We start from the raw sequence: 24,843 nt of genomic DNA, 5'->3' as shown, positions 1-24,843 counted from the left end.
ACCGATCTTTAAGGCAGGCTTTTGCCGCCCAATTGGCCGATCAGCCCCGCAATTTCCATAATCAGCGCAACGCTGCCGTCACCGAGAATCGTCCCGCCGGCAATGCCGGGGACCTTGCCGATATAGGAGCCCAGGGACTTGATGACGATTTCCTGGTTCCCTAGAAGCTCGTCCACGACCAGGGCAAGCCGCTTTTCGGCCGATCCGACGATGACCAGCGATATATGCTCTTTGTTGGTCGCCGTTCTTTTCATCCGGAAAAAATCATGCACCCAAGCGACGGGAATCACCTGGTTGCGCAGCAAAATCACCGATTGGCCCCGGACCGTCGAGAGTTCTTCCCGGGTCACTCTTACGATCTCCGTAATATTGCTCATCGGAATGATGAACGTTTGTCCCGACAACCGTACCAGCAATCCTTCGATAATAGCCAGCGTAAGCGGAAGCTTGATTTTAAAGCTCGTTCCTTGGCCCGGTTCGGTGGAGATCTCGATCAAGCCGTTCAATTTCTCGATATGGCTTTTCACGATATCCATTCCGACGCCGCGCCCCGATACGTCGCTGACCACCGCCGCCGTGGAGAATCCGGGCCGGAAGATCAATTCGTACGATTCCCGGTCCGATAAGAATGAAGCCTCTTCCTCGGTAATTACGGCTTTCGCGACGGCGGAGGCGCGAATTTTTGCCGCATCAATACCCGCTCCGTCATCTTCCACATAAATGGCCACCTGATTATCTTCATGGGCTGCCCGGATGGTCAAAACGCCCTTGCCGGATTTGCCGTTCGCCCTGCGCGCCTCGGGCTTCTCAATCCCGTGATCGATCGCATTCCGAATCAGATGGATGAGCGGATCGGCAATTTCCTCGATCAAGGTGCGGTCCAGCTCCGTATCCTTGCCTTCCATCACGAACTCGATATCCTTTTGAAGGTCTCGGGCCAAGTCCCGCACCATCCGCGGAAAGCGGTTAAAGAGCTGCTCGATCGGCAGCATCCGGGTTTTCATGACGGTCTCCTGCAAATCGCCGATAATTCTCGAAAGATGATCGGAAATATGCTCAAGCTCGTCGATCGAATCATCCGTGAACCTTCTTCTTTGGACCCGTTCCACCTGTTCGATCCGGGTCTGGTCAATGACCAGTTCCCCGACCAGGTTCATTAAATGTTCCAGCCGCTCCACGCTAACGCGGATCGTCGACTGAGATTTGGCCTTGCCTGGCGAAGGACCCGTACTAGAAACGGCTTCATCTTTTTCTCGCCGGGATGCCGGAAGGGCGGCTTCAAGGTTCACCAGCTCGATATCCTCCGCGACTACAGACGCTGCATTAACGGCGGACACATCCATAAATTGCGCCACTTGTTCCTCAACCGTTCTCGCGTCCGATTCTCCCGCCAGCAAGAAGGCAATCTCCACCGGCTTCGGGTCACCCTCGTCCAGCTTCTCCAGTTCCTCCAGCTCGGGTTGCGAGAAAAGGACTTCTCCCATTTCGGCCAAGCCCGACTGGATGACAAAAGCGCGGGCTCCTTTGATCGGACAATCTTTGGCTATCTCCACACGCACCCAGTTCACTTGTCGCCCTTGATCCAGGCATTCGCCCGCTTTAAGACGTACATGAAAAGGCAGCTCCGGCTTCCGATCGAACGCCTCCGGACTCTCGCTCTCCCGCGGCTGGGACTGTTGCGGTCGTGGAGCCCCCGGAATCTCCTCCTGCTCGTCGCCGGCGTCGACAAAGCTTTTTAACTGCTCGATGCATGCCGTGATGTCGATCCCCGAACCGCTGCCCCCATCCATAAAATCAAGCTTGAGGAGTTTCAAATGATCTAAGGCATGGAACAACCGGTCGATGAGCAGCTCGGTGACTCTCCGCTTTCCGCTCCGGACCAGATCCAACAGCTGTTCCATCTCATGCGTCAGTTGCTTCATGAAATCCAGGCCCATGGCTGCGGACGAGCCTTTCAACGTGTGCGCCGCACGAAACAGGCTTTGAATAACCTGGGCGGATTCGCCCTCGTTCTCCAGCTTTAAAATCTCCTCGTCCATGAGCTGCAGCTGTTCCTCCAGCTCTTCCAAGAATACCTCTCTATATTCAGACAGCACGCCGGTTATCCCCCTTATTCATGCAGCAGAACTTCATCCAGCTTCAGGATCCCGACGAGCCCGCTTTCCGCCAGTCCGATGCCCGTGAAAAAACTCCCCTGCACGCCCCCCACCCGCTCGGGAGGGGGTTGAATGTCCGAAAAAGTCGTTACCTTGTTCACGCGGTCGACGATTACCCCCACCGCTTCATCCTGATGATGAATGACGACGATTCGGCTGCTTTTCGTGTATGGCGCCTCGTCGCTGCCGAACAGACAGCGCAGGCTTAGAACCGGGACGATCCTTCCCCGCAAGTTGATTACGCCCTTTACATAATCCCTTACATTCGGAATGGAGGTGATGTCCTGAATCTTGATAATCTCGTGGATGTCCTGAATTCGGATGGCATACCGCTCGTCTTCAATTCCGAATTCGATATATTGCTCCTGGCCGCTGATCTGCATCGTTTCCCCCACCTTCTTATTTCACCTTAAACACGGAGACCGTATGCTGCAGCTCTTCGGCCAGGCTCGCCAGGGAGTGCGCCGCCGAAGCCGTTTCCTCACAGCTTGCTGCGGATTCCTCCGTCACGGCCGATATATTTTCCACGGCGGACAGCACTTCTGCCGATTGTGCCGCCTGCTCTTCACTCGCCGCGGCGATTTCGGTAACCTTGTCCGCGGATTCGTTCACTTTGTTGATAATGAGATCAAAAGCTTCTCCCGTCTGCTGGGACAACTGTACGCCCTCCCGGGTTGCCTGGACGCTTTGACGCGTATTTTCCTGCATCGCCTTGATAATGTCCGTAATGCGTTTCGTCGCTTCCCCGCTTCGTTCCGCCAGTTTGCGGACTTCATCGGCCACGACGGCGAAGCCGCGCCCTTGATCTCCCGCACGAGCCGCTTCGATGGCAGCGTTCAGGGCAAGCAGATTCGTCTGTTCGGCGATATCGTCGATCACCTCGATAATTTCGCCGATTTTGTTGGAATCCTCTTCAAGCTTCTCTACCTGCAGACTGATTTGGTTCATGCCTTCCACGCTGGAGCGAACCGCCTTGCCGCCCCGTTCGGCAATCCCCATCGTATCCTCGGAAATATCGGACGCCTGCTCGGCGATTTGTGCCACGGCGTGTGTCGCAGCGGTCAATTCCTTGAACAATTCATTGATCGTTTGCGCCGCATGAGCCTGGCTCGTGCTGCCTCCGGCGATTTCCTGCGTGCTTGCGGAGATTTGCTGCGCTGCCGCCGATACGCCTTCCGAGGTAGAAACCACCCCGGCAACGATCCCCCTCAAATTGTTAACCATTTCGTTCATCGAATTGGCCATTTGGCCGATTTCATCCTTGGACGTACGCAAAGTCGGGCTGGTCAAGTCGCCCTTGGCCACTTCTCCGGCCACCTCGGCAACCTGACGGAGAGGGCGCGAAATGCTGCGGGAAATCAAGAATCCCAAAAGGAAGCTGAGCAGCACGGAAATAGCCATGACAAAAAAGGTTGATCTTTGGCTGCTCGCAAACAATTCATCTCCCTCTTGGTCCCTCTCCTTGGCCAGTTCCACATTCAAATCAACCAGCTGGTTTACCACATCGATCACATCATCGCCCGTTGTTTTCAAATCCCCTAACATCAATTCGAGATAAGCATCCATTTGGCCATCGTTAGCGAGTTCAAGTTCCTTGTTGATCAATTGTTTATAGGACGCCCACGCCGGTGCAAAGGAATCCAGCAGTGTCTTCTCTCTGTCGGTCATGTGCGTCGAACGGTACTGCGCGATTCTGCCGTCGACCTCATCGACAAAGCCTTGGAGTTTCTCTACATATTCCTGTTTCTTGGCCGCATCCTCATTGGCATATTGCAAATCGCGGACATTGACTCTGATTCGCTCATACAATCTGGCTACCGCCGACAAATCCCGGACAGGTACCAGATTGTTGTCATACATATCGGACATGCTGCTCTGCATTTTGTCCAGGCTCTTTAATCCCGAATAACCCACAAATATGAGCAAACATGCGATTAATAAAAAGCCGGCATTCAGTTTGAGCGATATTTTCATATTCCGGTACCAGTTCATAATTACTCCTCACCATTCCTGTCTTTGACTTGTTCCAACTCATGTTCAAGATGTTCAAGAATCTGCTCAAGTTCCTCTTCGGTCAAGCGTTGATGGTGTAAACTTTTTTGTTCGTCCGATTTCACGATGTTCCCGCCTCTACTTTCTCACATTGCCGCTATCTTCTGAATGGCTTCAAGAACCCGGTCTTCCTGAAAGGGCTTGACGATAAAGTCCTTGGCCCCGGCCTGAATCGATTGAACAACCATCGCTTGTTGGCCCATGGCGGAACACATCACGATTTTGGCGTTAGGGTCGATGCTTCTGATGCGTTTCACCGCCTCGACCCCTTCCATGACGGGCATCGTAATATCCATCGTGACGATATCCGGCGCAAGCGATTTGTATTTATCGATGGCTTCTTGACCGTTTTCGGCCTCTCCCACCACTTCATAACCGTTTTTCGACAATATATTTTTCAACATCAGCCGCATGAACGCGGCATCATCGACAACCATGATCTTTTTCATAAAAATCCCCCTTAACCTTGAAGCAATAAAATCGTGCTGACCGAACCGATGTTTTCCACATGGCTCTTCACCCGAATCCCTCTTTCGAATCCGAACAATTGCATTTGTCCGACCATGACCGTAGGCGGCGTAATGTCTATTTTTCTCCCTTTGCCCGACAACATGGTCGAGGTATTCCCCGCGATCATGTTCGCAATCTCGCCGATAAAGCTTTGGAGCATTTCTCCTTCCAAAGCCATACCGTACATGCTCTGGCTCAGCAAGCTGAACGTCTGGCTCTCGCCCTCAATGACGAGCCGCCCCTCCAGATCTCCGACGATTCCGACCAGTACTCCCACATCGCTTTGGACAAGCGAATGCTGGAACAATTCCGGAACCCCGACCTGAATGGGACAGGAACAAACATGCTTCAGCGACTCTAGGGCGCAGTTTAATAAGTCGGACGCTCCGTCATACTTTTGCACTATAATCTCAGTCCTTTTCCTTGTGAATTATGGCCTATTTTCTTAGTACCCTTATCATACACTCCCTCAAATTTGAGGTAACCGAAAATAAATTGCGCGCCCCCGCAAAAAAAATGCGGAATTATGCAGTTTTTTGTCGGAAAATACAGAAAAACCGTCCAAGTTTTCTTGGACGGTCCAATAGTGCTAGTGGACTATTTTATCTTGAATTTATGGAAAAGTCGGAATCGGTGAGTAAACCCAGCGTTTTTGCCTTCATTGCCGCCTCAATCCGGGATTTTACTCCCAGCTTATGAAACAAGTTGGTCAACGTATATTCGAGCGAACGCTGGCTGACAAGCATATTTTCCGCGATTTCCTTGTTGCTTCGGCCTCTCGCGATCTGTTTCAAAATATCATACTCCTTGTTGTTTACGGTCACGCCGATCTCGGCTCCAGCCACAACCTCGTTTTCTTGTCCCGCGGCTCTCCTCATTTGCCTAACCAGCGAAACCGGAAGCACCGTCTCTCCGCGCAAAGCGCACCGAACGGCGGTCACCAGTTGCTCCTTGTTGGCCGTCTTCAGCACGAAGCCCGTAATTCCCGCCTCCACCATCAGGTTAAAGTGATTGGCAAAATCAAAGCCCGTATAAATTAAAATGAGGGCGTCCGGGTCGTCCGCCAAAATCTGCTTGGACAGATCGATTCCGTTCAGCGCCGGCATATGCAGGTCAATCAGCATCACGTCAAAGTCGTGCTTCTTGATCAATTCCTTCGCTTTTTCCGGCGAATCGGCCAGCGTCACTTTCATATCTTCTTCTTGTTCCAGCAGAACCTTCGTCCCGGCCATCACGGAAGGATGGTCATCCACGAGTAAGATTTGAATCATCGCTATATCGCTCCTGTCCCTGTCTTCTTTCCTGCTGAACCGGTACGGAAATTCGCACTTTCAACCCGGCCCCCGCCGGAGAATCAAACTCGATGCTCCCGTCCATGCTGCGGATTCTCTCCTTCATCCCGTAAATGCCCATGCTCTGGAACGTATTAACCGTCTTTCCCACATCCATCCCGATCCCGTTATCCTCGTACCGCAAATGAATGTTATGGTCGCGGGAATACAGCCTGATGCTTACGACGGAAGCTTTGGAATGTTTGGCCGCATTGGCCAACAGCTCCTGGACGATCCGGTAAAGTCCGATCAACAGCTCGTCGCTGACGGTATATCTGAGATCGGAGTAATCAAAGTGAATCGCGAAGTCGGTCCGAAGCTGCGTGAATTCAAACAGCGTTTCCAACGAACGACCGAGCCCTTCCTCCTGTAAAAGCGGGGGCCGAAGCTCATTGCACGTGATCCGGATCTGATAAATGACATCGAGCAGGCCTTGCTCTATTTCTTCGAGCTGTCTGCGATGCTCCGACGGAAGGGCCGGATTGGACGAAATTTGGTTCAACCGGCGGTACCAGATGACCTGCTCCTGAAGCGCCGCATCATGAAGGTCCTGCGACAGGCGCTTGCGTTCGTTTTCGGACAAATGAAACATAAATCTGAGCAGCCATTGCGGCGTAACCTGGCCCGTAATCAGCTCATCGACATGCTGCCTCAAATCCTCGATCACCCGGAAATTATCGAATAAAACGCTCACATACCGGGATAGGGTCTCAAGCCATACTTTATGGACCTGAATCAACAATAGCGGCGAAAGTTCGCCGACGCACAGAACGCAACTGTCGCTGCCGATCTCCGCGACTTTGACATAGTGGCCGTCCAAGGTGTCGACCAGCCGGCATAGCGGCAGCAAATCGACGCCCTGCTCGCGAATGCTCGCCTCGACGCCTTCGGGGATGTCCGGACAGCCTGTTTTGACGATCGTTTCTCCCTCCGGAGACACCCGAATGACGCTGACTTTATCCGTACCGAGCACATGGCGGATTTCCCGGAGCAGCCTTGAGTTCATGTCCTCCACCTTCACCACGCCGAACAAGTCGGAAGAAAACTGGTCCAGGCTCATTTGCAGACGGAAATACCGGTCTTCGCTTTCGCGAACAAGCTGCTCGGCCGATATCCGCTCCCTTTCCGCTTCCTTCAGCGAAGTAATATCCCAGGCGAAAGTGAGCGCGGCATTTGCCCCCAAATACGGCATAGCGGTACTGACCGTTTCCACATCGATGACCCGCCCGTCCTGCATCACCGCTTTATGCTGAATTAGCGGAACGTGGCCATTCTGATCGTACACCCGCTCCACATGGTCCAGGACAAATTCGCGGTCTTCCTCGCTGAGAACGTTCCGAATATCAATGCCGATCAGGTTATCGGCATTTTCCGCTCCATATAAGGAGACTCCCGCCGGATTAACGTAGGCGAGTCTATAATCCTTATGGAGAACGATGGCGACAGGGGAAACCTCAATAAGCTGGCGATTCAGCTTCTCGCTCGCGATGAGTGCGCGTTCCGCCCTTTTTCGTGCGGTGATGTCCTGAAGAACCAGTTCCACATTCGAGGTCGATTCGTCAAAAATGCCGACGGCAAACGCCTCGACCCTCCCCTTGTCCTTCCTTTGAATCGTAATCTCCTCGGGAGACAAGGAACCGAATCGCACCAGTCTTTCCAACAGTTCCTTGCACCATTCAACTTCTTCTTCGGGAACCCAGTCCCATGCCGATGTTCCGACGACCTCACATAGCCTCGATACTCCCAAAATATTTAATCCCGCGGGATTGATATATATAATTTGACCTTGCTGCAGGACGGTAATCGGCACCGGTGAGAGCTCCACCAGTTTGCGATATCGTTCCATACTTTCTTGCAGCGCAATTTCTATCCTTTTTCGGATGGAAATATCATAGAATGAAAGAACGGTAACGCCGCTATAATCGTCGTACATCCCGGTAGCTTCCGTAAAAACCTGCCTTCCGTCAAGGCAAACGATCCGAAACTCCGTCGCATTGCTGTACTTGTTCTGCTTAATCGTCGGAACCCATTGCTCCACATGCTCCCGTTCGCCCGGATCGAAGACGGAATAAACGTTCTTTCCTATCATCTCTTCGTCCGACATCGCCCCGAACAGGCGCAGACTCGCAGGATTGGCATAGATGAATGTTTCATCCTGCAGTACGACCACCGGGTTCGGCGTCAATTCGAACAACCGGGTAAACCGCTTTTCCGTTTCTATGACTTCCTGCTGGGCATTCTTCTTTTCGGTAATATCCAGGACGCTACCGTCCAAACCGATCATCTGCCCGAATTCGTTCATAGTGGGAGCGATACGGACATCCACCCAGCGGGTCTCCCCGTTCGCATGGACGATCCGGTATTCCCCGCTATCCGGTACTCCGCATCTCAATTTTCCCGGGGTATCCTTAAATTGTTCCGCATCGTCCGGGTGAATGATCTTTGCCCATGAGTCCTTTCCGGTGAACGCCTCCGGAGGATAGCCGGTAACACTCAGAAATGCCCTGGAAGCAAAAACCACCCTGCCCAACCGATGATCATAAGACCAGGTTGCAACATCTATATTTTGCAGCGTATTTTTCAGCAAAGCGCTATAATGCTCGGATGCCTCCAGTTCCTTCTTTAGGCGCCCGTTTTTTTGAGCCAACGAATAAATGGACGCGGCAAGCGCAATCAACGACAACATCAGGAACACCAGCGTAATGATTAAGACCGTCATGCTGTTCAAGCCAGTTACCCCTTTCACGCAACATACTTATTCTTTACATATCGGCATTTCATCCAAAATGGCTAATATTTGTTAAAAAATTCGGCGAGGTAATTTTTTCCTGGGTAACATTCAAACCTCCATTTGAGTATTATGTTTGAAAACAAGTCATACACTTAAATACATTCAAATGAGGGTTTGAATAATAAGAAGGAAGGACGCAGAGAAAGGATGCCGATCGATATGTGTTCGAATGCGATATCCGATCAAGAGGTATGCACGACATGCTGCGAAAATGCGGAGCAAGCGGAACAATGGCGCCAAAGCCTGCCTGAAGGCGAAATCGCCGGTATGGTGCAGATGTTCAAAGCGCTGGCGGATCCTAACCGGATGAAAATCGCCTGCTTGCTGCTTCAAGCGAAGGAATGCTGCGTATGCGATATTGCTGCCGTGCTGAACAGCTCGGTCGCCAACGCATCCCATCATTTGCGACAGCTGAAGTTGATGGAAATCGCCAAATCCCGAAAGGAAGGCAAAAACGTATTTTATTCCTTGAAGGATCATCATATCGTCACCTTGATTTCCATGACGCTGGAGCATCAAAAGGAGAGACACGCTTATGAATAAATCCGATCCTGCCATCAAACCCGCCGAACGAACGGATCCCCGCCTGGAATATCGCGTTCAAGGACTGTCCTGCGCCAACTGCGCCCGCGAGCTGCAGGAGGAGATCCGGAGGCTGGATCATGGTCAAGATGCCGCGTTAATGTACAATTCCGGCCGGTTGCTGGCCCGTCCCGAGATTGATTTGGAGCGGGTTCAACGGATTTTGAACCGGGACGGGGCTTCGCTTACGGATGGACCGGGTCGTGGGAAAGGGGAACGGCGTGGCGGACAAGGCTCGGGGCATCCCCGCGATCACCATCATGGGCATAATCACGCGCACGACCACGATCATGATCATCCTCACGGACACAGCCATGAGCAGAGTCATAGCGATAGCCACGGGCATGGGCATGGACACGAACACGCGGACGGACAGCCCGGTCAGTGGCCGCTGACGCTGGCCGCCTTGTTATACGCCGCAACCTTTGTTGCGGAAAGCCGCCTGCCGGGCCAAGTCATCGTTCTGATGCATGTTTCTTCTATTGTATTAAGCGGATACTCCACCTTTACGCGGGGACTCCGTAACCTGCTCCGCCTCAAATTTAATATGGACACGCTGATGACCGTCGCACTGGTCGGCGCCGCCCTGATCGGCGAATGGAGGGAAGCTACGCTTGTCGCGATCCTCTTCGGCCTGAACGAGCTGCTGGAGGGATACGGCATGAACCGCGCCCGCCGCTCGATGGAGGCGCTGCTGGATGCCGCTCCGAAACAAGCCATCCTCATCCAGGAAGGCCGGGAATTCACGGTGCCGATTTCGCGGCTAAAGGAAGGGGATATCGTACTCGTGCGGCCCGGCGAAAAAATTCCTTCGGACGGAATCGTTCTTGAAGGGTATAGCGCCGTCAACGAAGCGGCGATTACCGGCGAATCGATTCCCGTGCCTAAAAAGCCCGGAGCGGCCGTATTCGGAGGAAGCGTCAATACCGAAGGGCCGCTGAAAGTGACCATCGACAAAGCCTATGAAGATTCATCGCTCGCCAAAATTATGCACCTCGTTCAGGAAGCCCAGGATACCAAAACGCCGACGGAGCTTTTTATCGATAAATTCGCCAAGTATTATACTCCCGCCATTATGGGGGTCGCCGCCCTCGTCGTGCTCGTTCCGCCGCTGCTGCTCGGACAGCCTTGGATGAAATGGCTCTATGAAGGGCTGGCGATACTGATCGTCGGCTGCCCTTGCGCGCTCGTGTTGTCCTCGCCGATCGCGCTCGTCAGCGGAATGACCCGCTGTGCCCGCAGCGGCGTGCTCGTCAAAGGCGGCGTGCACCTGGAGCAGCTGGGCAAGATCGATGCGATCGCCTTTGACAAGACCGGTACGCTGACGCTGGGCAGGCCCGCGGTCATCCGCGAGGCGGTTTACGCGCCGGAGCAATTTCACCGCATCGCCGCCGCGATGGAGGCAGGTTCCCTGCATCCGCTCGCCGAGGCGATCGTGCGGCACGTAGAAGCCGGCGGCCTCGCCAAAGCCGGCTTGCCCCGGCCCGCCGGGCTGACGACGCTGCCCGGCGTCGGCCTTTCCGCGACCTTCGGCGGGTCGCGGTATTGGGTCGGCAGCGAAGAGGTGCTGGAGCACCTCTCGCTGCCGCAGGCCGCCCGCGGCCGGGTCCGCGAGGACCTCGCCCGCATGAAGGCGGACGGCCTCACGGTCGTGCTGGCCGCCGCCGAAAACCGGGTGCTCGGCCTGTTCGGCCTCGCCGACGAGATCCGTCCGGAGAGCCCGGACGTGATCGCGCGGCTGCACCGCAGCGGCATTGCCCACACCGTCATGCTGACGGGGGATCATGCCGAGGCCGCCCGGTCGATCGCCGGCAAGACCGGCGTCACGGACTGGTACGCCGGCCTGCTCCCGGAGCAGAAGGCCGGGCGCATCCGCGAGCTGTCCCGCCGCTGGAAGGTGGCGATGGTCGGCGACGGCATCAACGACGCGCCGGCTCTCGCGGCGTCCAGGCTCGGCATCGCCATGGGCAAAGGCACGGACACCGCGGTGGAAACCGCCGATATCGTCCTCATGCAGGATCACCTCGGCAAGCTGCCCGGCGCCATTCGCGTGGCCCGGCAGGCCAGCCGGATTATCCGCTGGAATATCGGCATCTCCCTGGCGCTCAAGCTGATCGCCCTGCTGCTGACGATCCCAGGCTGGCTTACGCTGTGGATCGCCGTCATGTCCGACATGGGCGCCACGATCGTCGTCACGTTGCTGGGGCTGACCGTGCTGCTGGGCAAGGACGGGGAGCGGAACGCGGGAGCCTGATTTTCCCCGGCGCAACTTTCATGGAACTCGGAGCGTTCATACATTTGGAAAAGGAGGATATCAAATGATGAACGTTCCGAAAAACACCATCAAGTCCGCAGTCATTGGCCTTACGGTCGCATTGACGGCAGGAACCGCCGGAATGCTGATTCCTGCCCCGCAGCCGACAGCCGCGGCGGCAGCCGTGAACCAAAAGGTAACTTCCTATCTCGAACATCCGGCATTTAAGCAGGCGGGTCAGCTCTATGTTCCTTTAAGGGAAGCAGCCTCATTGTTCGATCTTCATCTCGTCTATCACGATTCCTCGAAAATCCTCGAGCTCACCGGCGTCACCCAAACGGCCAAATTGAAGGCCGGCAGTTCAACTGCCACCGGATCGAACGGCGCCTCCGTTTCCCTTGGGGCTCCGGTCCAGCTCAAGCAGGGAGTAACGTATGTCCCCGCTTCGCTGTTCGGCAAATTGTTCGGCATTCCGATTTCCTTAACGAGCAAGCACGAAATCAGTTATGTGTACTCCTCCAAGTATGCCTTGGCCCAGACGGAAGGGATGCTGTTCTGGCTAAACCGCAGCCAAGGAGTCCTTTATATGGGCCCTAGCGGCCGGCTTCCTTCCAAAACCGGTACCGTGGAAATCAAATATCCCGATCTGCTCGGTATGACCGCTTCAAAAATCGACGACTCCTCTTATGTAGCCGACATTAGCAACGTTTACGGCGAGCCGCATATTTTTAACGGACGATACCGGGCCCTTGTGCATGGCGGAGCCGTCGTTCGTCAATCCGGCATGTCCTTTGGCGGACCCTCCAGCGTCACGCTCGAAAGAGACGTCCTCCAGTTTGACGGCAGCATCGTCTTGAACAACGGCGCAACCGCGGAACTTGTAAAACCGGACGGAACCGTCGTTGAAACGCTGGATCTTGAAAAGTACGGCGGCCCGGACGATGTATACAGCCTGGAGGCGCTGGATTCCGATTTCCTGCTCATTCGTTCCTATGCGGCCGGCACCCTGCTGCTGGTTAACCGCGGCTCGGGTAAAACGACCCCGCTCTATCTCAGCTTGTTGGATCAGGCCGGTATCGACCGGATCGAGAACGATGAACTCGGAATTAATGACGGGTTGAAATATGCCGGCCGTTCGGGGAACCAATTGAAGTTTACCTGGCAGTTGGCCGGTTCCGGCGCAAAGCCGGTAACGAAAACGTACGATCTAACCAAATGATTGTCGATGAGTCGAACAATCCTGTTATTTTATACAACATTTAGCCTCCGAAAAATGGTATAACGTGCTCAAAGCTGCACAATTTACAGCATTTTGGACAGAACGAGGTAAGTTGGGGGACCATGCCGAAAAATTGTTGCAGAATGTACAGCATTTTCACACTCACCCTTACCTTCCACGCCCAATTGTTGTAAAAAGTGCATCATTAACCTGCTGCAATCAGCAGACAGGTCATCTTGCACGGCCGGGCAGGTCCCGAGCCATTAAAAAAAACGGTACATTCGCTTACGCGACTGTACCGTTTTCGCTTTGTGCCACATTAAGATTTAAGATTCAAGCGCCGCCTTCAATTCATCCGAAGAACGGTCCCACCATTCCTGATTCGTGTCGATGAGCAGCTTTTTCAGCGCATTCTTTTGTTCCGCCGACAGGCCCTCCAAAATGATCCGCCGCTTCAATGCGTAGTCCATTTTGTTGACGTGGTCGGCAAGAATTTTCCATCCCCGCCGTGCTTCGGTATCGATCCACATTTCGCATGCGGTCATTCCGCCGTAAAATTGCCCCTCCGGAGAGCGGTCCACCGCCACCCAAACGATCCATACCTGGCGTCCGTTAGGGACGTCTTCCCGGTTCACGGAAAATTTGATGCCCTTCTCTACCTTGCTTTTTGCATGCATGGCGCCGATATCGATATAAGCTTCATCTCCGTCGATAATGACCGGTGACATGCTGTTCAGGTCGATCGAACCGGCCCCGAAGCCTTTGTGCTTGCTCTTGTCGTCGTTGCTGATAATATTGAGGGCAAAAATCTTTTTACCCGTGGCTTGTGAATTGGACTGATTATTGTTGTTCTCCATGGTTCCCTCCCGCCGGAAGTTTCTTTATTCAATTTTAGCTAATAATCTCCCAAAAGCAAACATATACATGCTGTAGATGCTTGTCAACGGGAGGTATCCATTGTATGACCCGACGTATTTACTTTTTCGGCATTGCCCTTCTTGCCCTGTGCCTCATCGCCGGCACCGTATTTTACACCCTGAGCACGAATCCTTCAAGCCAGGCCTCCTTTGCTCCGAATAAGGTCAAGCCCAAGGAAGTCGCCCTGAACGAACCGGCTCTTCCCCAGGCCGAAAGCATCCAGCAGCCGACAGCGGAAATTCTCAGCAACCGGGTCAGCGAGTATCACATCCAGGTCAAGTTAAATGAGAACGAGGGGACGCTGACCGCCACGGAAACCCTGACCTGGACTCATCCCGGAAAAAAGGCCGTCAATGAGTTATATCTGCATCTATACCCCAACGCCTTCGCTTCGGCGAACACGACGTTCATGAAAGAATCCGGCGGCAAGCTTAGAAACGACGCGATGCCAAAGGACGGATGGGGGTCCATGGAATTGACGGAGATCCGGACAACGGACGGTATATCCTTGCTTCACCGCCTGCAGTACGTCCAACCGGATGACGGGAACTCCCATGACCGGACTTTGGCCAAGGTCCGCTTGCCGGTCACCGTCGGCGGCGGAGAAAGCGTCACGCTGAAGATCAAGTTTACGGTAAAACTGCCGAAAATATTCGCCCGCATGGGTACTGCCGGAGACTTTGTGATGGCCGGACAATGGTTCCCGAAAGTGAGCGTATATGAACCCGTCGGGACGCGGGGCCGGAAAACGGAAGGCTGGAACTTGCACCAATATCACGGGAACTCCGAATTTTATTCCGATTTCGGCATTTATAGCGTCAATATCGATGTTCCCGAATCCTATACCGTTGCCGCTACCGGATTCCAGACGAAACCGGCGGCCCGCAAAGACGGGCGGAAAACGGTCCAGTTCTATGCCGACGACGTTCATGACTTTGCATGGTCGGCCTCGCCCGATTTCATTTATGCGGAGGAGCCCTTCTCCTCGACCGAAGTGCCGGGCGTCCGAATCAAGCTTTATCTGGACCCTGCCCATAAAGATTTGAAAGAGCGTTATTTTTATGCCGCCAAGGTGGCCCTTGCCAATTTCAGCAAATGGTACGGCAAATATCCATACTCGACGCTTTCCGTCGTCGTCCCGCCGGGAAACGGGAACGGCGCCGGAGGCATGGAATATCCAACCCTGGTCACATCGTTCGGGGCCACCAGCGAAGCCCCGGGATACGACGAGCTGGAACGGACGGTTATACATGAGATCGGGCATCAGTTCTTTTACGGAATGATCGCCAGCAATGAATTCGAAGAAGCCTGGCTGGATGAAGCCTTTACGTCCTATGCCGAAGACAAGTTAATGGAACAGGAATTCGGCATCGCCTCGAATCTTCCCGTTCAGGCCGCGCTCATCTCTTCGCCGGCTTCCTTGACCCAACCGGCCTGGAAATACGGCTCCGGCGACACGTATGCGAAAAACGCCTATTATCGCGGCAAGCTTGTCCTGATGGATATCGAACGCCAGGTCGGCTCCAAGACCATGAAACGAATTCTATATACCTATAGCCAAAAATACCGCTTCAGGCATCCGACTACTGCCGATTTCCAGCGGGTCGTGGAGCAGGTGTCGGGCCGAAGCTGGAAGTCTTACTTCAATCAGTACGTATATGGCGGCAAAATGACCGATTACTCGGTAGACCGAGTCAGCGTTGCTCAGATAGAAAGCAAAAACGGTGCCGATCCCCTCTATGAATCCACCGTTCAGCTAAGCCGCCAAGGCGGAACGGCAGCGAAAGTGCCGATCCTGTTCCATTTCAAGGATGGGAATACGATTCAAAAAAACTGGAACGGAAACGGGGAGCGGATCCAGATGACCCTGCAGTACAAGGAACCGCTTGACTGGGTTCAGATCGATCCCGATTATACGCTGGTCTTGGAAAACAAGCATATCAACAACTATATCAAGGCCGAAATTGACGAAACGACCGGTACCCGCACGACGCTGGGCGTCGTCAAACTCCTGGAGGCGCTGCTGGGGACCTTGATTTGGTAGATGTCACGAAAAATCATGCTCATAACATTTCTAGGAGGGAAAAGTATGACCTATGTACGGAATGGATGGGGGCTTGTCAGGAGCCAATTTCCCTCTATCATCATCCTGTTTCTTTATCAGCTGCTCTGGGGGCTGTTTCTGTACCGGCTGATTCACTCGGCAGTGATTGCCGTTCTGTCCAGGTACCCGGACCCGCCCCCCACGGAAATGAGCCGGCTGCTTTATCTGATCGAAGGCCAATTCGAATTATCTCATAATCCGGCGGTCCATCGATATGCCTGGCTGTTGCTGGGGATGGTCGTCCTTCGCTTGCTGTTGACGCCCTTGCTCGAGGCCGGAATCCTGTATGGATTCACTCCTCCGGACGCCCGGGGAACCGGGTTGACCTTATTCCGGGGGATGAAGGAATTTTGGAAGCCCGTCTCGCTCTTTTTTCTGCTGGAGCTTGCTCTTCTGGCTCTGCCGGCGGTTTGGATCGTTCCCGAGCTTGTTGCCCTGCTTCCGCGCCTGATCCCCTCCGGCGACAGGCTCGCACCCATGCTGACGCTGATGGGTTACGTTCTCGCTTGGGCGGCCTATGGTTGGATCGTCCGTCAGGTCTTGTTGTTCGCCAAATTCGGATACCTGTTCAAGACCGGCATATGGGCTTCCCTGATTTTATGTATGAGGCATTTGCTGCCCGGTATCGCCATTGCCTTTATTCTCGGCGCTTCCGGGGCCATCTTGTTCCTTTTGTTCGGCACCGTCTCTTGGATTTGGACCGGGTTGATCGCACTTTTGTTACAACAATCCTATCCTTTTATTCGGAGCCTTTTGCAAGTTTGGAATTTATCCTCTCAATACCAGCTTTGGCATACCAAAACGCAAAAAAGTTAAATTTTCTTCACTTTTTCCGATCCCTTGCGCAGCAAGGCCTCCGGGTGTTTTTCGGGGGCCTTTTTGCTCGTTTTTCCTCTTAAACTTGCTAATTAACCATTGCCAAAATATACTTACCTTTGTTACAATAACAACAGCACAATTTAAGTAACAGTTTTGTAATTATTTTTGTTACCATTTACAGACTCAAACTACTAGCCGAATCCCTTTTGGGGAACGGGGGAACCACTTTGGGTGAATTGATCTCGCAACAGAGGGGTCATAGGGGACCTTCAACCGAATCCTTAAGCTAACCTCGTAGGCATTGGAAGGAGCTTTTTCTTGAAGAAACAACTAGCCGTAACAGCTGTAAGTGTTGCATTACTATTTAGCCTCGGAGCTGGCAGCGCTTTCGCGGATTCCAAACTGGATTCCGTCGTGGACAATGCTCTGGGAACGGAATATGTCTCTGGCGGAACGACAACGTCCGGCTTTGACTGCTCCGGCTTCACGATGTACGTGTTCGGAAAGCTCGGCATTAAATTGCCGCACCAATCCGCCGCCCAATACAAAATGGGCACGAAAGTATCCCAGGATGAATTGATTGCCGGAGACCTGGTGTTCTACAACACTTCAGGAAAAGGCGTTTCTCACGTCGGCGTTTACGTCGGTAACGGAAAATTTGCTCATGCTTCTTCCTCTAAAGGCGTCGTCATTAGCAAAATGAGTGAAAAATATTACGTCGAGCGTTACGTTGGCGCTAAACGCATTATGAGTTCCGATAAGTACGAGGAAGTTACGAGCGACATCCAGGATCACGATGCAGTAGAATAATTGTTCCGTCTGGCCCGCAGAGATTCTAGGATGAATCCTGCGGGTCTTTTCATCAACTTGCCATTTGAGGCGAGTTTTGCTAAAATAGTCTGCGTAAATGGTAACAATTTTGTAATTTGTATTGTAATGATCGTCGTCGTTGTTTTGGATGCACACAACTAAGAACAGCCGAATTCCCTGCATCCGGGAAACGGGGGAACCATTTTGGGGTGAATTGATCCGAAAGTCGACTTTTTAAACTTCCTCTTTTAAGGATCATAGGGAACCTTCAACCGAATCCGCAAGCTAACCTCGCAGGCCTTGGAAGGAGTATGACATCTTGAGAAAGACTATCGCCGCAGCAGCTACGAGTTTAGCCATCCTGTTCACCATGGGGACGGGAAACGTACATGCAGAGTCCACTTTGAACAACGTCGTCAAATCCGTATACGGTACCCCTTATAAATACGGCGGGACCACAATCAACGGTTTTGATTGCTCGGGCTTTACAAGATACGTATACAAAAAATTAGGCGTTACTTTGCCTCGCGTATCCTCCGATCAATACAAGAAAGGAATTTCCGTGGCCAAAAGCCAATTAAAGGCCGGAGACCTGGTCTTCTTCAATACCTTGGGTAACGGGAAAGTATCCCACGTCGGTATTTACCTTGGTGACGGAACGTTTGCCCATGCCTCGTCGTCAAAAGGCATTCGGACAGACAAGTTAAGCAACAGTTACTATAAAACCCGGTACGTCGGCGCAAAGCGCATTCTCAGCACAACCTGATTTTCCAAATATGCTTCCGAAATATAAATGCATTGCGTAACCGCGAGCGATTCTTGCCGGAATCGTCCGCGGTCTTTTTCTTGGTTGCTACTCATATAACGAAGGACCAGAGTAAAAGGTTTCTTCTTTAAAGCCTGTCAGGCAATTTTTTTTGTTTCCGTTCCGTCCTCTTCACTCCCGTCTCCAATCCCCGTTATATCCAAGATTTACCCTTTTCGCGAAAGGCTAAACAGGAAAATTCAATCTTCCGCGCGAAAACCTTTACAACCCGAAAAAATCCCGTTAGAGTGAGTGTAAAAAGAACATGAACCCTGCAATCGCGATTGCATCCCTATCGTTGAAGGAGGCGCTAATAATGGAAAATTCGATTACACCATTCCGAATCGTACCTATGGAAGAAAGCCATGGCGCGGATATTTGCACGTGGCGTTACGATTCTCCCTACGATATTTACAGCTGGCTCCCTTGGGAACAAATGAAGGCGCTTGACGTGGAATTCGGCAACCCCGCCCTGAGAGCCCAGCAGTACGTCTCTTTACTCGATCAGCAAGGCGAGTTGGCCGGCTTCGCCCAGTACTTTCCGATGGAAGGCGTAACCCGTCTGGGGATCGGGATGAGGCCTGATTTATGCGGCCGGGGGCTGGGTAAAAGTTTTGTGCTTACCATTGTGGAGGAAGCGGCCAGACGCAAACCGCGCGACGTGATCGACCTGGAGGTATTGACCTGGAACACCCGGGCCATCCGGGCATATCAAAAATCGGGCTTTGTCATTACCGATCTTTACGAAAAAATGACGCCCGGCGGCATATCCAAACCTTATTACTGCATGGTGTTCAAAGGAGCTCCGACAGAGTAATAAAACACTTGTCTGTGATGTACAGCACATGAACTTTATGTTTTCTTCATATACTAACGGTAAATCGTTACTTTTTTTGACACAAAAGCTATGATCGTCAGGCATGTTCCGCTATAATGGAAGGGGTAGCTTACATAGGAGGGACGATGGAAATGCAGAAGTGGATCATGAGCGGACTTTTGGTCGTGGCGTGCGCCTTCGCAGCTGTGTTAATGTTTACATTGCCCGGCAGGGAGCAGGTGGCCCAGGAAGAGAAACCGCAAATGCCTGAAATCACATTAAATGCCGAACAGGCCGAGGCTACGGTCAAAGCAAATTGCATTACTTGTCACGGGGATCAATTGCAAGGCGGCGCCGGTCCGGCTCTGAATAAAGTCGGCTCCGAACTATCGGCGGATCAGTTGTACGGCATTATCACCAAAGGGAAAGGCGGCGGCATGATGCCTTCTTTCAAGGATAAATTGAAGGAAGACGAAATCGCCAACGTCGCCATGTGGCTTTCAGAAAAGAAATAAAAATTCAACACAAAACGCCCGCCTGGATGCATGTGCATCCTGGCGGGCGTTTTTCCGCAGACGTATGATTAGCCGGCAGAGCGCGCTTTTTCGAACGCTTCATTATACTGCTGGGCTTCCTTTATATCGACGGCCGTTATCCCGCCATCATCCCAAGATGTCAAGCGAAGCGTCACGGTTTTATGGTCAATGGTAATAAAAGGGTGATGGTTAAATGCCTCCGATATGGCAGCCACTTCATCGACAAAAGCAATCCCTTTCATAAAGTTGGAGAAGGTATATTTGCGGGTGATCCACCTGCCCTCCTCAAGTTCCCAACCCTCCAGCTTTTCCAAATGCGCCTCTACTTCTTGCGGTGTAAACGGCATCTTTCTTCCTCCCGTTCTTCAAAACTTCCAGGTCTCACGTATTACCTTCTAACCCCGCGTCCCTATATTGTATTCCTGTCGCGGACAATTATTCGGCTAGGGGGATACAAACTACAATATTCGGGTGAATCAATGCATTCTTATTCCAAAAATAAATTTTACCACGCTTTATCTTCAGAATCCAAATGACTAGACCAGTTTGACGCTCGTCAGTTCTTCTTCTCCAATCAATACGTTGATCCTGTGCGCTTCCCGGTCATAAACGACCACGGCGCTTCCCACCTCGATCACCGGTTCTGTGCCGAGGGCAAAGAACAAGTCCTCCGCCAGCGCTTCAAGCACCTCGCCCCGTTCTTCGGAAGAAAGATTCTCCCATTCGGAAGTTTCCATTTCAAAAAATATGTAGCTATCGGGAATACGGCCTACCGCCGCCGTTAAATCTGCCAAAATAAATTCATAATCCCTGCCGTGCTTTACTCCCACCTGAGAACAGCTCCCTTCATCATTGCCTTGACGGCATGTATTCTTATTATACCGGAAAAAACACCTTAAAAAAAAAGGGGATTCTGTCGATAAAAGAGATAAACCGTTTTTCGGGCAGATTCATTGTCCCAGCAAGGATGCGGGCGACAGAAAAATGGAATCAATTATCTCAAGGACGAGGTGTGCAATGGAAATTTCAACAATTATCGGTCTAATTCTCGGGTTTGTGGCACTTATTGTAGGGATGGTTCTGAAAGGGGCACCTATAGAAAGCCTGGTATCCAACCCCGCTGCCTTTGTTATTATTTTCGTGGGGACGGCGGCAACGCTCTTCGTAGGCTTTCCGCTTTCCGAAATTAAGAAGTTCCCTAAGCTGATCAAAATGACGGTAGTCAAGCCTAAAATGATTACTAAGGGCGAACTGATTTCCATGTTTATGGAATGGGCCACCATAACGCGCCGCGAAGGCTTGCTTGCCCTGGAGGCCAAAGTCGAAGAGATCGAGGACGACTTCCTGCGCGGCGGCATGCGGATGATTATCGACGGTAACGATCAAGAGTTTGTACAAGACGTACTGACCGAAGATATCGCCGCTACCGAAGAACGCCACAAGGCGGGCGCGCAAATTTTCTCCCAGGCGGGGATGTATGCTCCTACCCTCGGGGTACTCGGCGCCGTCGTCGGTTTGATTGCCGCACTGTCCGACATGAGTGATATCGAAAAATTGTCCCACGCTATTTCCGGCGCCTTCATCGCAACGGTGTTCGGTATTTTTACCGGTTATGTGATGTGGCACCCGATCGCAAATAAATTGAAGCGTCTTTCCAAGAAAGAGATGGAAATCCGCCTGATGATGGTGGAGGGCTTGCTTTCGATCCAATCCGGCGTTTCCACGATTGCCATTCAGCAAAAACTGGCCGTATTTTTAACCCCTGCCGAACGAAAAGAATTTTTAGAAAAGGGGGCGAATGAAGGTGAGCAAAAAGCATAAGCACCAGGAACATGAGGAGCACGCGGACGAGAGCTGGCTGCTTCCCTATTCCGACTTGATGACCCTTCTTCTGGCCCTGTTTATAGTTCTGTTCGGCATGAGTACTATAGACGCGCAGAAATTCCAGGAAATGAGCGAGGCATTCAGCAGTGTGCTGACAGGCGGCGTTGGCGTTCTTGATCAGAACGCGATGACCAGCAACACCAAAAACTCCATGAGCGAGAGCGAACTTCCCAAACCGTCTTCCGACGGCATGAGTAAGAAGAACGAGCTGAAGCGTCAGGAGCAACAAAACCTCGAAGCACTCAAGAAACAGCTCGATAATTACATCAAAAACAACGGTCTGACCGATCAGTTGGAAACGAAGCTGAATCAATCCCAACTGATGATCACCATTAGCGACAATGCCTTATTCCCTTCCGGTGAGGCTGAAGTGAAACCGGACGCGAGAATTCTCGCCAAGGCCATTTCGAATATGCTCCAGGAGTTCCCGGATTATGAGATCATCGTCTCCGGACATACCGATAATGTGCCGATTTCGAACCACGAATTTGCGTCCAACTGGGACCTCAGCTCCGTACGGGCGCTTAACTTTATGAAAATCCTGCTGCTGAACGACAAGCTGGATCCCAAAAAGTTCAGTGCCATCGGCTACGGCGAGTATCATCCGGTCGATACGAACGACAACAACGTAGGGCGGGCCAAAAACCGCCGCGTTGAAGTATCCATCATCCGTAAGTACCAGGATGGGGATCAACAAATCGGAATGCCGGCAACGCATTAGCATTTAGCATGACGAAAAGAGGCTGTCCCAAAAGTCATCGTAGATGACTGAGGGACACCCCCTTTCCATTTTGTTAAACAAAAAGAAACCACTCTTTGGTAAAATGGAAGTACCACACCACCACAAACCAAAAGGAGAGGTTTCTTTTGTACATTCAATATACCATGGACCAACTTTGCTTGCCAATGGACTTGGAAGAAGATATTCCAGAAAATCACCTCGTTCGAGTCGTCAATGCAGCTGTTAATCACTTGGACGACAAAATCTTTGCAACAGCTTACCCCGGCGGCGGCCGTAACAGCTATCACCCTAAGATGCTCACCAAAGTCCTTATCTACGCATACACTCAGCGCATTTACTCCTCCCGGCAAATCGCCAAAGCCGTCAGAGAAAATATCATGTTCATGTGGCTCTCTGGTCGTCAACGTCCGGACTTCCGCACCATCAACCGTTTTCGCTCAGAACGCATGAAAGACGTATTGGAACTGGTGTTCACTGAAGTGCTTCAGATGCTTGTAGATGCCAAGTATGTGCAACTGGATCATTACTTCATGGACGGGACCAAGATCGAGGCGAATGCCAATCGGTATACCTTCGTTTGGGGCAAGGCAGTCGTCAAGCACAAGGCGAAGCTGCAAGTAAAAGTACATACGCTATTTGAGACCATCGAACGGGCTGAGCAGCAGGAAGAACAAGAGCAGCAAGGTAGAGACCTGCCAGAGTTGGGAGAGGTCAGTAGCCTGACCAGTCAAAAGCTGGAGCAGATCACTCGGCAACTGGAAGCCAAACTGCAGGAGACACCTAAGGATAAACCGCTCAAGAAGACCGTACGCGCTCTACGTAAAGATCTGCTCCCTCGTTTGCAAAAATACGAACAGCAACAAGAAATCCTCGGCGAGCGCAACAGCTACAGCAAAACCGATCCGGATGCCACATTCATGCGTATGAAAGAAGACCATATGCAGAACGGGCAGCTCAAGCCCGGTTACAATGTACAAATTGGAACAGAGAACCAATTCATCGTTGGCTACAGCCTACATCAACGACCAACCGATACGCGAACGCTAAAGCCACATCTAGAGAAGGTAAAGGCACAACTGGGCCGATTGCCTGGCACCGTTATTGCCGATGCTGGATATGGAAGTGAGGAAAACTACGCCTACCTGGAAGACGAAGACGTGAAAGCAATCGTCAAATATAACACCTACCACAAAGAGAAAACAAAAGCTTGGAAAAAGGATATAAGCAAACTCGACAACTGGCAGTATGACCAAGCCGAGGATACATGGACCTGTTCAGCGGGACAGAAACTGACTTTCATCCGGGAGAGCACTGAGAAAACCGAAAGCGGATATGAGATCCGAAAGCGGCACTACAGAAGTAACTCATGTGAGGAGTGCCCGCTCAAAGCAACATGTACCAAAGCCAGCGGAAACCGGGAAATCCAAGTAAGTATGAAATATTTGCACTATAAAAAGCAGGCTCGGGATCGGCTGACCAGCGAAGAGGGCTACGCTCTGTCGGTTCAGCGCATGCATGAAACAGAAAGTGTGTTTGGGCAAGTAAAGAATAACCGAGGATTCCGTCGCTTCCTGCTTCGAGGCCTACGAAAAGTAAGCCTTGAAATCGGGTGGCTTTCCCTTGCGCACAATCTACTGAAAGTCGGGCAACTAAGCCAACAAAGAAAAATAGTCGACCAGGTATAAACCGTCCTGATCGACTATTTTTTCGAGAAAAGAGTTTTTTACGAGGACTCATCTTTCGAGTAGTTTAATTAACTACCTTTTGGGACAGCCCCTTTTCTCATCTTATTTTATTTATGATAATTTGTAATTCAGCGCCTCTCCCAGCTCCTGTTTTTCTTGCTCGGTAAGCTCGCGCCAGGTTCCGACTTTTTGATGACCCAGATGGATATTCATAATCCGGATCCGCTGCAGCTTCCTGACCTCGTACCCCAGGGCACTGCACATTCTGCGGATTTGCCGGTTCTTCCCCTCGGTGAGAATGATTCGGAACATCCGGTCCGTCATCCTTGTTACCCGGCAAGGCAGTGTCATTTCACCCAAAATTTTTACGCCCTCGCTCATCGCCTTAAGAAAAGAAGGCGTGATCGGCTTGTCCACGGTGACGATATATTCCTTTTCATGCTTGCCTTCCGAGCGTAAAATCTTGTTCACGATATCCCCGTCGCTCGTCAGCAAAATCAAGCCTTCCGAATCTTTATCCAACCGGCCGATCGGGAAAATCCGTTTGTCATGGCCTACGAAGTCAACGATGTTGCCCCGGACATGGTGTTCGGTCGTGCTCGTAATCCCTACAGGCTTGTTTAACGCAATGTATACATGCCGTTCCAGCTTCGCCTTGAGCGGCTGTCCGTTGATCCGGACATCGTCCCCATCTTCCGCCTGACTGCCCAGAACGGCAGTAACGCCGTTAATCGTTACTTTGCCGGACTCAATCAGTTTGTCCGCCTCGCGTCTGGAGCAAAACCCTGTTTCGCTAATAAATTTATTAATTCTCACCGATTGATGTCA

Annotated in this window: 24 protein-coding genes and 2 riboswitches; of the genes, 12 read left to right on the top strand and 12 right to left on the bottom strand. The window is 52.0% G+C overall.

Features of this window, described 5'->3' with window-relative positions; genetic code table 11:
* Positions 1-8 precede the first annotated feature (8 nt).
* From ACSFXJ_RS00595 to ACSFXJ_RS00560, 8 genes are all read right to left on the bottom strand, one after another.
* Positions 9-2,096, bottom strand: a complete 2,088-nt coding sequence (locus ACSFXJ_RS00595; RefSeq protein WP_435923320.1) for a chemotaxis protein CheW — start codon at positions 2,094-2,096, stop codon at positions 9-11.
* 14 nt (positions 2,097-2,110) lie between these two features.
* Positions 2,111-2,539 (bottom strand): chemotaxis protein CheW, encoded by a 429-nt coding sequence (locus ACSFXJ_RS00590; RefSeq protein WP_435923319.1) that lies wholly within the window; start codon positions 2,537-2,539, stop codon positions 2,111-2,113.
* A gap of 16 nt (positions 2,540-2,555) precedes the next feature.
* The gene (locus tag ACSFXJ_RS00585) at positions 2,556-4,148 is read right to left on the bottom strand and encodes a methyl-accepting chemotaxis protein (RefSeq protein WP_435923318.1); all 1,593 of its coding nucleotides are present in this window, start codon (positions 4,146-4,148) and stop codon (positions 2,556-2,558) included.
* A 2-nt stretch (positions 4,149-4,150) separates the two neighbouring features.
* On the bottom strand, positions 4,151-4,273 hold the full coding sequence (locus ACSFXJ_RS00580; protein ID WP_435923317.1) for a hypothetical protein: 123 nt from the start codon (positions 4,271-4,273) through the stop codon (positions 4,151-4,153).
* 21 nt (positions 4,274-4,294) lie between these two features.
* Positions 4,295-4,657 carry a response regulator gene (locus tag ACSFXJ_RS00575; RefSeq protein ID WP_435923316.1) on the bottom strand — a complete coding sequence of 121 codons (363 nt, stop codon included), beginning with the start codon at positions 4,655-4,657 and terminating at the stop codon, positions 4,295-4,297.
* 11 nt (positions 4,658-4,668) lie between these two features.
* Positions 4,669-5,121 (bottom strand): chemotaxis protein CheX, encoded by a 453-nt coding sequence (locus ACSFXJ_RS00570; protein WP_435923315.1) that lies wholly within the window; start codon positions 5,119-5,121, stop codon positions 4,669-4,671.
* A gap of 199 nt (positions 5,122-5,320) precedes the next feature.
* The gene (locus tag ACSFXJ_RS00565) at positions 5,321-5,989 is read right to left on the bottom strand and encodes a response regulator transcription factor (protein WP_435923314.1); all 669 of its coding nucleotides are present in this window, start codon (positions 5,987-5,989) and stop codon (positions 5,321-5,323) included.
* Complete coding sequence (locus ACSFXJ_RS00560; RefSeq protein WP_435925648.1) at positions 5,964-8,768, bottom strand: PAS domain-containing sensor histidine kinase; 2,805 nt, start codon at positions 8,766-8,768, stop codon at positions 5,964-5,966. Before ACSFXJ_RS00560 ends, ACSFXJ_RS00565 begins: the two co-directional genes overlap by 26 nt.
* A 186-nt stretch (positions 8,769-8,954) precedes the next feature.
* On the opposite strand from ACSFXJ_RS00560, the gene ACSFXJ_RS00555 reads away from it, so the two are divergent.
* The 3 genes from ACSFXJ_RS00555 to ACSFXJ_RS00545 all read left to right on the top strand — a co-directional run bounded on the left by ACSFXJ_RS00555 (position 8,955) and on the right by ACSFXJ_RS00545 (position 12,895).
* A complete protein-coding gene (locus ACSFXJ_RS00555; RefSeq protein WP_435923313.1) occupies positions 8,955-9,383 on the top strand; it encodes an ArsR/SmtB family transcription factor in 429 nt (142 codons plus the stop codon).
* Complete coding sequence (locus ACSFXJ_RS00550) at positions 9,376-11,676, top strand: heavy metal translocating P-type ATPase (protein WP_435923312.1); 2,301 nt, start codon at positions 9,376-9,378, stop codon at positions 11,674-11,676. Before ACSFXJ_RS00555 ends, ACSFXJ_RS00550 begins: the two co-directional genes overlap by 8 nt.
* A gap of 64 nt (positions 11,677-11,740) precedes the next feature.
* Positions 11,741-12,895, top strand: coding sequence for a copper amine oxidase N-terminal domain-containing protein (locus tag ACSFXJ_RS00545; protein ID WP_435923311.1), 1,155 nt, complete (start codon positions 11,741-11,743; stop codon positions 12,893-12,895).
* Positions 12,896-13,221: 326 nt separating this feature from the next.
* Here ACSFXJ_RS00545 and ACSFXJ_RS00540 read toward each other — a convergent pair whose 3' ends face one another.
* Positions 13,222-13,752: a YwhD family protein gene (locus ACSFXJ_RS00540; protein ID WP_435923310.1), complete on the bottom strand. Its 531-nt coding sequence runs from the start codon at positions 13,750-13,752 to the stop codon at positions 13,222-13,224.
* 104 nt (positions 13,753-13,856) lie between these two features.
* Here ACSFXJ_RS00540 and ACSFXJ_RS00535 point away from each other — a divergent pair, with 104 nt between their 5' ends.
* The 6 genes from ACSFXJ_RS00535 (at position 13,857) to ACSFXJ_RS00510 (ending at position 19,683) form a co-directional block, all read left to right on the top strand.
* Positions 13,857-15,857: a M1 family metallopeptidase gene (locus ACSFXJ_RS00535; protein WP_435923309.1), complete on the top strand. Its 2,001-nt coding sequence runs from the start codon at positions 13,857-13,859 to the stop codon at positions 15,855-15,857.
* Positions 15,858-15,902: 45 nt separating this feature from the next.
* Positions 15,903-16,733 (top strand): hypothetical protein, encoded by an 831-nt coding sequence (locus tag ACSFXJ_RS00530; RefSeq protein ID WP_435923308.1) that lies wholly within the window; start codon positions 15,903-15,905, stop codon positions 16,731-16,733.
* Between the two features lie 186 nt (positions 16,734-16,919).
* A riboswitch (cyclic di-AMP (ydaO/yuaA leader) is annotated at positions 16,920-17,052 on the top strand.
* 2 nt (positions 17,053-17,054) lie between these two features.
* Positions 17,055-17,546: a C40 family peptidase gene (locus ACSFXJ_RS00525; RefSeq protein WP_435923307.1), complete on the top strand. Its 492-nt coding sequence runs from the start codon at positions 17,055-17,057 to the stop codon at positions 17,544-17,546.
* A gap of 156 nt (positions 17,547-17,702) precedes the next feature.
* Positions 17,703-17,861: riboswitch (cyclic di-AMP (ydaO/yuaA leader) on the top strand.
* Positions 17,862-17,865: 4 nt separating this feature from the next.
* On the top strand, positions 17,866-18,312 hold the full coding sequence (locus tag ACSFXJ_RS00520; protein ID WP_435923306.1) for a C40 family peptidase: 447 nt from the start codon (positions 17,866-17,868) through the stop codon (positions 18,310-18,312).
* A 355-nt stretch (positions 18,313-18,667) separates the two neighbouring features.
* The gene (locus tag ACSFXJ_RS00515) at positions 18,668-19,168 is read left to right on the top strand and encodes a GNAT family N-acetyltransferase (RefSeq protein ID WP_435923305.1); all 501 of its coding nucleotides are present in this window, start codon (positions 18,668-18,670) and stop codon (positions 19,166-19,168) included.
* Between the two features lie 152 nt (positions 19,169-19,320).
* Positions 19,321-19,683 carry a c-type cytochrome gene (locus ACSFXJ_RS00510; protein WP_435923304.1) on the top strand — a complete coding sequence of 121 codons (363 nt, stop codon included), beginning with the start codon at positions 19,321-19,323 and terminating at the stop codon, positions 19,681-19,683.
* 68 nt (positions 19,684-19,751) lie between these two features.
* Here the strand turns inward: ACSFXJ_RS00510 and ACSFXJ_RS00505 are convergent, their stop codons facing one another.
* Complete coding sequence (locus ACSFXJ_RS00505; protein WP_435923303.1) at positions 19,752-20,051, bottom strand: 4a-hydroxytetrahydrobiopterin dehydratase; 300 nt, start codon at positions 20,049-20,051, stop codon at positions 19,752-19,754.
* Positions 20,052-20,240: 189 nt separating this feature from the next.
* On the bottom strand, positions 20,241-20,534 hold the full coding sequence (locus ACSFXJ_RS00500; RefSeq protein ID WP_435923302.1) for a hypothetical protein: 294 nt from the start codon (positions 20,532-20,534) through the stop codon (positions 20,241-20,243).
* 187 nt (positions 20,535-20,721) lie between these two features.
* Here ACSFXJ_RS00500 and motA point away from each other — a divergent pair, with 187 nt between their 5' ends.
* From motA to ACSFXJ_RS00485, 3 genes are all read left to right on the top strand, one after another.
* Positions 20,722-21,525, top strand: coding sequence for a flagellar motor stator protein MotA (gene motA, locus ACSFXJ_RS00495; protein ID WP_435923301.1), 804 nt, complete (start codon positions 20,722-20,724; stop codon positions 21,523-21,525).
* Positions 21,509-22,309 carry a flagellar motor protein MotB gene (motB, locus tag ACSFXJ_RS00490; protein ID WP_435923300.1) on the top strand — a complete coding sequence of 267 codons (801 nt, stop codon included), beginning with the start codon at positions 21,509-21,511 and terminating at the stop codon, positions 22,307-22,309. The genes motA and motB overlap by 17 nt, the downstream gene beginning before the upstream one ends.
* Positions 22,310-22,455: 146 nt before the next feature.
* Entirely contained in the window at positions 22,456-24,015 is a 1,560-nt protein-coding gene (locus ACSFXJ_RS00485) for an IS1182 family transposase (protein WP_435922573.1), read from the top strand.
* 111 nt (positions 24,016-24,126) lie between these two features.
* On the opposite strand, the gene rluF is transcribed toward ACSFXJ_RS00485, so the two are convergent.
* The gene (gene rluF / locus ACSFXJ_RS00480; protein ID WP_435923299.1) at positions 24,127-24,831 is read right to left on the bottom strand and encodes a 23S rRNA pseudouridine(2604) synthase RluF; all 705 of its coding nucleotides are present in this window, start codon (positions 24,829-24,831) and stop codon (positions 24,127-24,129) included.
* Between the last annotated feature and the right edge of the window lie 12 nt (positions 24,832-24,843).

Origin of the sequence: Paenibacillus salivarius (genome assembly GCF_051307165.1) — a bacterium.
Classification (GTDB): Bacteria; Bacillota; Bacilli; order Paenibacillales; family Paenibacillaceae; genus Fontibacillus.
Note: the sequence above shows the minus strand (reverse complement) of the source record. Positions and strands in the feature narration are given on the sequence as shown.